8 protein-coding genes are annotated in these 11835 nt (G+C 46.5%); 1 reads left to right on the top strand and 7 read right to left on the bottom strand.

Going from position 1 to position 11835, the window contains the following annotated elements; genetic code table 11:
* Positions 1 to 119: 119 nt before the first annotated feature.
* From QUA88_RS25875 to QUA88_RS25845, 7 genes are all read right to left on the bottom strand, one after another.
* Positions 120 to 2108, bottom strand: coding sequence for a hypothetical protein (locus QUA88_RS25875; RefSeq protein WP_333055305.1), 1989 nt, complete (start codon positions 2106 to 2108; stop codon positions 120 to 122).
* 672 nt (positions 2109 to 2780) lie between these two features.
* The gene (locus tag QUA88_RS25870) at positions 2781 to 3614 is read right to left on the bottom strand and encodes a HEAT repeat domain-containing protein (RefSeq protein WP_333233674.1); all 834 of its coding nucleotides are present in this window, start codon (positions 3612 to 3614) and stop codon (positions 2781 to 2783) included.
* A 334-nt stretch (positions 3615 to 3948) separates the two neighbouring features.
* On the bottom strand, positions 3949 to 4221 hold the full coding sequence (locus QUA88_RS25865; RefSeq protein WP_333055307.1) for a phycobilisome linker polypeptide: 273 nt from the start codon (positions 4219 to 4221) through the stop codon (positions 3949 to 3951).
* Between the two features lie 172 nt (positions 4222 to 4393).
* The gene (locus tag QUA88_RS25860; RefSeq protein ID WP_333209621.1) at positions 4394 to 5263 is read right to left on the bottom strand and encodes a phycobilisome linker polypeptide; all 870 of its coding nucleotides are present in this window, start codon (positions 5261 to 5263) and stop codon (positions 4394 to 4396) included.
* A 193-nt stretch (positions 5264 to 5456) separates the two neighbouring features.
* A complete protein-coding gene (locus tag QUA88_RS25855) occupies positions 5457 to 6272 on the bottom strand; it encodes a phycobilisome linker polypeptide (protein ID WP_333209623.1) in 816 nt (271 codons plus the stop codon).
* Between the two features lie 148 nt (positions 6273 to 6420).
* Positions 6421 to 6909, bottom strand: coding sequence for a phycocyanin subunit alpha (gene cpcA, locus QUA88_RS25850; RefSeq protein ID WP_006631256.1), 489 nt, complete (start codon positions 6907 to 6909; stop codon positions 6421 to 6423).
* Between the two features lie 102 nt (positions 6910 to 7011).
* Positions 7012 to 7530, bottom strand: coding sequence for a phycocyanin subunit beta (locus QUA88_RS25845; RefSeq protein ID WP_332948147.1), 519 nt, complete (start codon positions 7528 to 7530; stop codon positions 7012 to 7014).
* Positions 7531 to 8812: 1282 nt separating this feature from the next.
* On the opposite strand from QUA88_RS25845, the gene QUA88_RS25840 reads away from it, so the two are divergent.
* Positions 8813 to 11635 carry a cation-transporting P-type ATPase gene (locus QUA88_RS25840; protein WP_333055312.1) on the top strand — a complete coding sequence of 941 codons (2823 nt, stop codon included), beginning with the start codon at positions 8813 to 8815 and terminating at the stop codon, positions 11633 to 11635.
* Positions 11636 to 11835 lie beyond the last annotated feature (200 nt).

Genomic DNA, 11835 nt, shown 5'->3' with positions numbered 1-11835 from the left:
CGTCCAAAAAGGACGGGCGGGACGCCCATCCCACAATAACAATTAAAATTGTAAGTTATTTAATTCGCGATCCTTAGTTAAAGAGTCGAATCCGCAAAAAACTCGACTCGATACCCGCGCTAGGAATTCTTGCGCTGTGCATCCTCACCGCCTTCGCGCTTCCGATAAGCCTTAGCCCAAGCATAGCGCTGCGGATCTTTTTTCAGCAGATATTCCACAACTTCCCGACGCTTCCCATTTTTAGCATTTTTGACAACCCGCTTCATTTCCGCATCCTGATCTCTGGGTGAAGCACCGCGTTTAATTGCCTCATTAAACCAACGCTCACCCTCTAAAAATTGACCCCGCTCAAAACAAATAGCTCCCATCAAAGTGTAAGGATGATGACTCTGAGGCTGATACTCAATAGCTTTTAGCGCACATTTTTCGGTATCATCTAGTTTATTAATATCTCGAAAAGCACCGCCCCTAGTTGTTAGCAAAGCGGACTTGAGCTTATTTTCTTTAATTTTGTCTAAGTCCAGATTTTCTGTCAGGTTCAATGCACTTCTCGGTTGCTCTGCCTTCCGCCAATGACTGCTGGCATTAGCCAAGTTCCATTTATTTCCAGTGCCTTTGTACTGCTGTTCATAAAAAAGTGCTTCGATTTTGTGGTAACCTGTAAAAATCTTGCCAGAGAACAGTCTCTGCCCTTGATATCGGCGTTCTTCCTGCCACCCATAATAGCTATAGCTGGGTTGAGATGCTTCAATTTTATTCTCCTCAAGCCAAGCAACATCTGTTGGTTCCAGTCGCTCTCCTTTATCCAGTTTTTGCAGAATTACGTATAACGGACTAGAAGGTGTCTTATCTTTATAGTTCGAGACATCATACTTAGACTTCAGAGCAGCAAATTCCTTTTCTTGGGCAAAAGTAATTACGTCTTCATATCCATTCTGTTTTAGCCAATCAATATCAGCCTCACTTAAATGCTCTCCCGATTGGATTTTGGATTTCAGACTAGCAGCATATTTGTCTTGGGCAAAAGTAATTACATCATCACGTCCATTCTGTTTCACCCAATCAAAATCAGCCTCACTCAACGGCTCTCCAGATTGAATTTTGGACTTGAGACTAGCAGCATATTTGTCAAGCGCCAGAGTAATTGTCTCGGTCAGTTTACGCTTTTTCAGAAAGTTAATATCCTGCTCACCTAGCGGATTGTCTAAATCAATTTTCTTGAGAACTTTATACAGATGGCTAGAGAGCGATGAATCCTCATAAGTAGTAGCTTTATACTTAACTTTCAGTTCAGCAAAGTGTCGTTTCTGTTCAATCTCCAAAACAATGCTAAGCGTTTCGCTAAGTTGATGCTCTTCTAGCCAGTTAAGTTCTGACTCGCTCAACTGCCGATCTGCCTCAAGATTTTTCAGGATGGGATACAACGGACTTGATACAGATGTTTCTGGGTATTCACTAGCTTTGTACTTATCCTTGAGTTGGGCAAACTTAGCTTCCCGTACAGCTTTTTGTTGCCAAAAAATTTCTAGAGTATCAACCAGTTGGTTATTGAACAGCCAGTTAGCCTCTACATCACTTAATATTTCTCGTGCATCCAGTTGCTTGAGGATTTGATACAAGGGGCTATCAAGTGAACAATTTGGATATTCAGTTGCTCGGTACTTAGCCTTTAGTGCAGCAAATCGCGCCATCTCTTGAACGATAGTAACTGTTTGAGTAAGCCCCTGTTTTTGCAGATATTTAACTTCCAAGTCAGTTAGCTGATTTTCTGAATCAAGTTTCCAAAGGATAAAATACAAAGGACTGGATATGCTTAGCCCTGTGGTTACTTTAAACTTAGACTTGAGTTTATAAAATTCAGCCTCTAGTGTTCTTCGTTCTTTAGCCTTACGTAGTGGCTCTTGCTCGATAGCTTCTCTTGTTTCCAAAAGCTCTTGGTTTAGTAACCAATTCCGCTCGAAGTCGGTAATTTCAAATTCTAAATCAGCTTTTCGCAGGATGAGATATAGTAGACTAGAAGGAGATGAATCTTCATATTTTGTTGCTTGATACTTGGACTTCAGCGCTGCAAAATGTTGCACATTGACTTCAAAAGGATCGTTGCTCATAATGAATCCCCCGATTTATACTTCTAGCCGCTACACAACCATCTCCCAGCATTCCGCGATCGCCCGCAGTCAAAACCCAAACTTTTTTAACTGAAAACTCATCCAGATGGTAATATTATTTTAACAGTTCGGTTTCACCAACTACAGCTACAAACCTCAGTATTTTCACTGAAATTTATAATAATTAGTACCTAAAGCCCCCTCCCTCATTCCATCAAATAATCGGTCATATATTCACCCGGATCAAACCGATAAAATAGTTCTCAACTCCATGAAATACAGATATGCGGTAGGGAAACAGCACGGCGCTGTGTCCTGAAATGTGCTGTCTCCTGAATTTACGGCCGACAATTGAGAATCTCTACAGCAATCCTATTTCATTTGTGAACTAATTTTTTAACTACCAGCCAGGAAGTCCCTCGGTATATTTAGAGGGGACACATCTGAGCGCTGCGCGAAGTACCCCGAATAAATTACCGCAGGGATGTCCAGAAGCGTCGGATGTCGCGGACGGAAGCCGACAATTATTTCTTTATACCCATTGATAATCTGGAAATACTCTGGTACTGTATTAGTCAGTGGGGGTGGAACTACCTCACTATAAAAAGCCTTTGCAAAAAAGGAAATACGAAGCCTGCGTACTAACGGTACTCCGTTGAACGCCTGGTTTGTTCACAGTAAACTATCCATTAAATCCATAACTTGGATAGCTTCATCTGACAAAGATAGTGATTCTTGTTGATTGAGGTGATGCTCCAAAACTCCTTTGAGCGCTATCAATTTCAGGCTATTTTCTGCTAAAGTTTCCGAAATAGCTTGCGCTCCCGGCAAATAGCCGATCGCCCCCAAGTCCATCAAAGCCGATCGCCTCAACTGCAAATTAGCCCCATTCAAAGCACTTACCAACCGCTCTCCGTAAACCCGCTCACCAGTTAACTGATACATCGCCCGCGCCGCAGCGTACTGCACCCGCTCCACAGAATGTTCTAAAAAAGGTGAAATTAGCGGTATTGCTTCTGTCGCTTGCAGGGTTCCCAAAGCTTCAATTACCGAGTCGTAAGGTTGCACGAGGTGCGATTTTCCTGGCACTCGCACAGCAACAGCTACGCCCCCATCCAATAGCTTCATTAGCGGCTCAATAGAATCGCGATAGCCCAGCATTTCTAGAGCTTGAGCCGCCGCTTCCCGCACGTAATAATCAGCGCATTCCAAACAGCGAATCAGGGCCGGTAAGGCTTGTTTGTCGCCCAATTTACCCAGAGCCCGCGCCGCATTTCGCAATAGGGAATAGTCGCCAATTTTTGTTTGTTCTGACTCTTCTTCCAATGCGGCAATTAAAGCTGCAATAGCTGCCGGTTCCTTGACTCGAAATCTGCCCACCCACCAAGCAGCATAATACCGGAGACTGTAATCTTGGGAGTGCAAATTTGCGATCGCCTGTTCAACAGTTAAAGACTCGCCCTCTGCTACACCCGCCGGCGGTGAGTCGGATTCGTAATAATTCATAGTGATTAGTTGTTAGTTATTAGTTATTAGTTATTCGGCTATTGAAATCGGTGCTACACAGAAAAAACCTGCAAGGGTTAGGGAAACTGGCCGATTAAAATCGCTACTAAGGATCGCGAATTAAATAACTTACAATTTTAATTGTTATTGTGGGATGGGCGTCCCACAAACTTGTGGAAGTTATTTAATTCTCATTCCTAAACAGACAAAACCCGCCTGGGCGGGTTACATTAACTCTTAGTCCGCTTCGAGTGGACTAAAGTTTGTCTAGGAGCGATTTTCATCGCCCCTTCTAGCTTGTGTCGGAGCGATTTTCATCGCCCCTGCAACCAAACTATTGGTGATCGTGGGATGATTCATGGGATGATTCTGCACCCGCGTTTAAAGGATGAATGCTGACAATTTTCCCGCCCATGCGAGTAATCCGCTGCATTTCTTGATTCATCCGATTGTAAGGCACAGTGATAAATGTACTCGCGCTCGATCGAATCGAATAATCCACATTATCTGTTTCATCGCTTTGGCGCAAGCCGACAACTTCATACCGAAAGCAGCGACTAGCCGAAGCTGTATTGCCACTTTTTCCAGCTACAATTTGACCCAACATAAGCTTCTTGGTAATTGGTAATTGGTCAGTAGTCCTTAGTCCTTAGTCCTTAGTCCTTAGTCCTTAGTCTCTAGTTCAGAATTTACGCAGAACCTAATTATGTAGGTTTCCGTGCACATCGCACCTTACGCAGAAACTAATTATCTAATGACTAATGACTGATGACTAACAACTAAATTGGAGTAATGCTGGCGATTTTCGCGCCCATGCGTTGAAATTTCTGCATTTGCGAGGACAACTCCTCAACAGGTACGATGAAAGCCTTGCTGCTGCGGCGCACGCTGGGATATCCGCCCGTGCGAATGCCCGAAACTTCCACGCGCACCAGCCGCCCTTCTTTGCCGTAAGCAGCAGCGCCGCCGAAAGTGCTGGCGGGAGTTACGTTTCTGGCGGAAGGCCGATATGCCCAACCTTCGTTACCGCCAGAAGGCCCAACTACAGCCGTAGCGGTGTTAGTGCCGAGTTCGACAGCTAAGCGAGAGATATTGCCTTCTAGCTGAGATGTATCGCTGTTTGCATAGCCCCGATACAACCGGAACATCCGGGTAAAACCGACGGTTTTTTGACCGCGCTGGGTGTTAAAGCCGCGGTAGTAAGGGACGATACTTTCGCCAAAGTTTTCTTGATACTCTACTGAATCGATGTAAGAATCAATATCAGCGTCGTAGCCTTTTGTTTGGTACAAATCTAAGTGCTCAATTACTTCAGATTCGTCGTAGGTAGCGCGACCGAGCAAGTGTTTGTAGTTTAGTTCGATCGTCCGAGTTTGGAAGCTGTTGTAGAAAAACTTGGTTTTGTACAGTTCTGACTTAGCTACAGCGCGTACAAATTCTCGTACACTCAAACTGCCGTCTCGCAGCAAAGACTCGGAACTTGTAAGTCGCTCGGATTTCATTAAATAGTCGTTGCCGAGCACCTGACGGTAAACGGCACGAATCACCGTTTCAACGTCGTCTTTGGTGTAGTTCGGGCGCAATTCTACCTTCGGCGCATCGCTCAATGCGGATGTGCCCAGTCTGGACGCTGCTGTTGTAATCGCCACCAGATTTTCTCCTAAATTATTAATGACAAAAGTTTTATGCTTCGTTGCACTTGAAATTTTTAGGACTAAGGATAATATGCCTCAAAGTAGGGTGTGCACTGCACACCTTACCTATACATATAAAATTGAATAATTTTTTAGCCTTAGTCCTAATTTGCTAAAGACGTTTCACAAAAACGTCAATACACAAACTTTAAGCTGTGGTAATACTTACCACTTTGCCGCCACGTTTGTTGATTTGCTGCAAGCGGCTCGAAAGTTGCTCGTAAGGCACGAGATATTCGGTAGTAGTCCGCCGCACTTGGGGCAGAAAATTACCCGCACCTTGCATTGCGGTGACTCGGTAGAGTTGGTCGCGAGAACCGCCGGATGTGCCGCCAAGGGCTTTTCCGGTGGAGGCCGTGTATATCGGCGAAGCCATATTTCTCGCTACTTCCCAAGTCAGCCGGGCTTGGGTTTGGTTTTGCGATCGATCGCTGGAAGCAAAACCCCGGTACAGTTGAAACATCCGGTTAAAACCGACGGTTTTTTGACCTCTTTGAGTCGCGAAACCGCGATAGTAAGGCACTACACTTTCGCCAAAATTTTCTTCATACTCAACGGAGTCAATGTAAGAATTAATTTCAGCTTCGTAGCCTTCTGCATTGTACAAATCAACGTGGAAAGCAATTTCCGACTCGTCGTAAGGAGCGCGGCCCAACAAATGCTTATAATTAAGCTCAATTAACCGCGTTTGCGAGTTCGGATAAAAAAACTTTTTCCGATAGGTTTCGGAATGTGCAATTGACCGCACAAAATCTTTCACTGAAATCTGCCCTTGCAGCAGCAGAGATTCAGCACTGGTAAGTCGTTCGCTCGACATTAAATACTCGTTGCCTAAAACTTGGCTGTAAGCAGCGCGAATTACTGCTTTCGCATCCTCTTGCGTCCAGTGGGGGCGCAGTTCTACCCGTCCCGCTTCTTCAAATGCTTTTATTCCCAACCGTTCTGCAGCTGCTAGTCCCGCCATCTTCGCTTCTTCCTTTTTTGCTGTAAAAATTGAAAACTGCTTAAAAAAGTATTTGCAAAACTAGGCTTGGATCGCAGATGCCCGGAATTGTAAACAACCGCTAACACTTAAGCTAACAGCAGCTTACAATCCCGGGCATCACGCAAATCTAGCTCAGAGCGTTGATTGCGTAGTCGATGTAGGAATTCGCTTCAGTTGCAGCGTCGCCACTGAGACCGTGGTTGCCTTTGATGTACTTGAGAGCTTCAACGTACCAGCTAGGAGACAATTCAAATGTCCGGTTGATTTCGTCAACACCTGCAATCAGGTACTCGTCCATCGGACCTGTGCCACCTGCAACTAAGCAGTATGTTACCATCCGCAGGTAGTAGCCGATGTCGCGAGAACACTTGGCTTTACCTGTTGGGGTAGAAGCGTAGTTCGGGCCTTGCATTTGTTGCGTGTACGGGAATTTGTTGTACACAGCTTGAGCTGCACCGTCGATCAAACGCTGAGAGTTGGCGGTCAACGCTTTGGCTGCTTCCAAACCTGCTGCTGCTTGGCGGAAACGGCCGAAGGCGACTTGCAGTTCAGTGCTGCTCAGGAAACGGCCTTGAGAATCGGCTGCGGTTACTGCTTCAGTCAAAGGGGTTTTCATTGTTCTGGTTTCTCCCTAATGTTGTGTTGTTTTTGTACAAAAATGATTGTTTGCAAAAATGCGATGCTCGCTTCTTTACAAGAAAGGTTCGCTTGGCTATTTTTAGCCGACTGCACTAGCTGCGCGGTCGAAGTAGCTGCCGATTTCAGACATTAGCGAGCTACAATCACCACGGGTAACACCGTTGGGGTCGTTAGCGATCGCAATTGCTGCTTCCTTCATTTTTTGCACACCGGCTGCAACTGAGCCACCGGGAACTCCCAGAGCTTGGTATGTTTCACGCAGACCGTTCAAGCAGCGGTCGTCCAAAACGCTGGCGTCGCCTGCAAATGTTGCATAGGTGACGTAGCGCAAGATGATTTCCATATCGCGCAAGCAAGCTGCCATGCGGCGGTTGGTGTACGCATTGCCACCAGGAGCGATCAGTTGTGGCTGTTCGGCGAACAGGGTGCGAGCTGCATTGGCTACGATGCTGGATGCGTTGCCGGTGATGCGGTTTACTGCGTCAATCCGCTTGTTAGCGTCGGAAACCATGCTGCTGAGAGCATCGAGTTGACCCTGAGCTAGAAATTCGCCCCGAGCGTCAGATTGGGAAACCACTTTTGTAAATGCGTCAAACATGAAAGAACTCTCCTACTTGAGTTAATTGAGTTTGGTTGCGGTATAAAACCGTTAAGTTAAATTTGTTCAGGCTACGAGTGCCTGCAAGGGTTGAAATTTGATGCCAGCTAATCTGCTGGTCCGATCGAGTTTTCCCTTTCCGCTACCTGCACTATTGTTACATCGTAACGGACGTTTAAGAAACCTTAGAAATTTTAACATCTTTTATGAGATGCGACAAACCTTGTCAATCAGTGTTTTTGTTAACTTTGGCCTGTCGTTTCAACCCTCTGATAATCTTTATACAACGCCCGCCCATCTTTGTTTATTACAAATTATTACAGAAAGTTATCTCTCTAAGAAGGGAAATGTCTGGGTGGAGAAGTGCAGGCTAATCTCCTTCCTGCGATAGATGCGGGGTTGCACAACCCAACGCACAGTTTGCTTCCCTCGCCCCAGCAGTCGCGGTTGAACCGCCCCGAACCCTCTCGTGGGCCGATCGCCTTTGTTAGCTTTCTGTGGAAAAGCGGGATTGTTAAGAAGTGTTAAGTAAATTAAAGTTTTGGTAATAGAAGGCTGGGGGAATAGGGAAAAAAGCAAAAATTCTGCCCAATGTCAGGAGGCCTGCAAAATTCGGTGTGGGAAAAATCCCCAAGATTGTGAAGCCCCTCGCCAGAGCCTCAGCTTTTGCCGGAAATATCACCATTTGAAGACTAAACTCAGCCGTTGGGCATTGGGTAAAAGCCGAAGAAATTGCTAATTTTTAGTAGTAAGGTGGATAGGTGCTATCAGATACATTTAACCCGGTAAATCCAGGATTGCGCCTCGATATACTGTGTATGGCAGATCGGGCATCGCTTTTAGCGATCCCTAATAGGGAGGTATCTCTCAAAGCTTTCAACAAAATATTGAAAGCGCTATTCAATGCGTTACGTTTTTGGGGGCTGAGCCGTTACGCTTACTACGAAACTTTTTCGCTTAGTCCGATGCTTCGGCGCTGGTTTTAAACGGTAGCCTATCCTATTACATACTGCCAATGTCTACCGCTATCTTCTAAGAGTTTACAAGAATTCGTTTACTATACGAAAACAGCCGTAGGTCTACAAACGGCGCGATCGAGCCACCAGACGCATTGAAGTTAAAAGCTTTTTGCTTCCCCGGCATCGAAGCGCCCAAAACGAGTAGCAAGTTAAACAGTTTTTTATTCAGAACTCAAAACTCTCTCTCTCTGTAATCAGCCAGATGGATCGGCTGTAGCTGTCCGGCCGCAACCACCTTTATCCCCCATGCTCGATCGTAATTTATGTCTTCAAATTCTCCCTCTTCTTGGCACACCGTAGCAATTGACCAAACTCTCCAGCAGCTAAGCAGCAACAAAGACGCTGGCTTGAGCAGCAAACAGGTGTCAGAACGCTTGCAGCAATACGGCCCCAACGAACTCGAAGAAACAGGAGGCCGCAGTCCGTGGTCGATTTTTGTCGATCAGTTCACCAACATCATGTTGTTGATGCTGATGGGTGTGGCCGTGATTTCGGGTTTTTTGGACATCAGGTCGAATACTTTTCCCAAAGATGCGATCGCCATTTTTGCGATCGTCATACTCAACGGCATTCTCGGCTATTTCCAAGAGCAAAGTGCTGAAAAAGCCCTCGCAGCCCTCAAAAACCTCGCTTCCCCCCTAGTCAGAGTCCTGCGGGACGGCAAAACTTCGGAAATAGCCGCCAAGGAACTCGTACCCGGAGACGTAATGCTGTTGGAGGCTGGGGTAAAAATAGCAGCAGACGCACGCTTGATCGAAACATCAAATCTGCAAGTCAGAGAATCTGCTTTGACAGGAGAAGCCCTAGCAGTAACCAAGCAAGCCGATCTAGAACTTCCAGAAGATGCTTCCTTGGGCGATCGACTCAACCTGATTTTTCAGGGCACAGAAGTTGTTCAGGGACGAGCAAAGGCGATCGTCACCAACACCGGAATGAAAACTGAACTGGGCAAAATTGCCACCATGCTTCAGTCAGTAGAAACCGAACCGACTCCCCTGCAACAGCGGATGAGCCAGTTGGGAAATGTTCTAGTCTCCGGTGCCCTAACCTTAGTCGCAATTGTCGTCATCGGCGGCATGATTACCTTCCAAAACGGCGGCATCGGGTTCGATACCAGCAGGTTTGAAGAGTTGTTAGAAGTTTCTCTAAGCATGGCTGTGGCTGTGGTTCCCGAAGGACTCGCAGCAGTCGTGACAGTTACTCTGGCACTCGGAACTAGGCGGATGGTGAAGCGAAACGCCCTGATTCGCAAACTCCCTGCGGTAGAAACTTTGGGTTCGGTAACTACCATTTGTTCTGACAAAACAGGTACTCTGACTCAAAATAAAATGGTAGTTCAGCTAGTGTCTACGGGCGACTGCACTGTCGCCGTCGCAGGGGATGGCTATGCCCCGATCGGAGATTTTACCGATCGCCTGACAGCGGCCAAAATTAATAATTTAGAGGAATATCCAGAACTCGAATCTTTATTAATTGCCTGTGCAGTTTGCAACGACGCAGTATTGCAACAAGAAAAACAAGAATGGCAGATTTTAGGCGACCCCACAGAAGGAGCTCTGCTTTGTGTAGCGGGAAAAGCAGGCATTTATAAGGAAAAACAGTCTCAATTGCTGCCGCGGACGGCGGAATTTCCTTTTTCTTCCGAACGCAAGCGGATGAGCGTGATTTGCGAAGTGCCCGGCCGATCAGGACATTCGGGATTTCCCGCAGAAACAGGACAGCAGTCGAATTATTTGATGCTGACCAAAGGTTCTCCAGAGTTGACTTTGGAGCGCTGCAAAGGCATTATAGTCGGCGATCGAGTACAACCTTTAACCCAGGAAATGCGCGATCGCATCCTCGTCGAAAACAACAACATGGCAAGCGGCGGTTTGCGAGTCCTCGGGTTTGCGTACAAACTCTGGGAAAGCCTGCCGCCCGAAGGTTCTGAGGAAATTAGCGAACAAGACATGATTTGGCTGGGACTCGTCAGTATGCTGGACGCCCCGCGGCCGGAAGTGCGGGAAGCTGTGGTTAAGTGCCGCAATGCTGGCATTCGGGTGGTGATGATTACAGGAGACCACCAGTTGACTGCAAAAGCCATCGCCTACGATTTAGGTATTGCAACAGAGGGCGATCGAGTTCTCACCGGTCAAGAATTAGAAAAGCTCAGCCAAGAAGAACTCAAACAGCAAGTCGAACAGGTTAGCGTTTACGCCCGCGTCTCCCCAGAACACAAATTGCGGATTGTCCAAGCTTTGCAAAGTTGGGGCAAATTTGTCGCCATGACCGGCGACGGCGTTAACGACGCCCCCGCCTTGAAACAAGCCGATATCGGCATCGCCATGGGGATTACCGGCACCGATGTCAGCAAAGAAGCTAGCGATATGGTGCTCCTCGACGACAACTTCGCAACTATTGTCGCCGCCGCTGAAGAAGGGCGAGTGGTTTATAGCAATATTCGCCGCTTTATTAAATACATTTTGGGCAGCAACATCGGCGAAGTTTTGACAATTGCGGCCGCACCTTTAATGGGTTTGGGAGGAGTGCCGCTGACGCCGCTGCAAATTTTGTGGATGAACTTAGTAACAGACGGCGTTCCCGCTTTGGCTTTGGCGGTGGAACCGGGGGAACCGAACGTGATGAAAAGGCCTCCTTTCAGTCCGCGAGAAAGTATTTTTGCGCGGGGTTTGGGTTCTTACATGATTCGGATCGGGATTATTTTTGCAATTTTGACGATCGCAATGATGTCCTGGGCTTACGGATATACTCACTCTCCCGGACACGGCAATCCAGATGCTTGGAAAACAATGGTGTTTACAACTCTTTGTTTGGCACAAATGGGTCACGCGATCGCAATTCGGTCTAACACTCAGCTAACTATCGAGTTAAATCCCTTGACTAATATTTTTGTTTGGGGAGCTGTGATTGTTACTACTGCTTTGCAATTAATGCTGATTTATGTTCCGCCACTGAGAGCATTTTTCGGCACTCACTATTTGTCGCCTTTTGAATTGCTAGTTTGCTTCGGTTTCAGCGCTCTGATGTTTGTCTGGATTGAAATGGAAAAACTGTTTGTGCGCTTTTACAACAAATCTAGGAAATAGTGTTAACGGCTGACGGATAGTGAGCTAAGTTTGATTATTAGCTAGAGCGCTCGATTGGGTACTAAGCTGTTGGGCATTTAAAAGAGGATAGTAGGGTGCGGATCGTACATAAGTATTTCCCATATCCCGCCAGTGTTCGCGGATGACGCACCCTACCTCTATCGTTATTGGTTTAAATGTGTAACAGCTTATTTTCAAGA

Source organism: Microcoleus sp. D3_18_C2, from assembly GCF_036702395.1.
Taxonomy (GTDB): Bacteria; Cyanobacteriota; Cyanobacteriia; order Cyanobacteriales; family Microcoleaceae; genus Microcoleus.
Note: the sequence above shows the minus strand (reverse complement) of the source record. Positions and strands in the feature narration are given on the sequence as shown.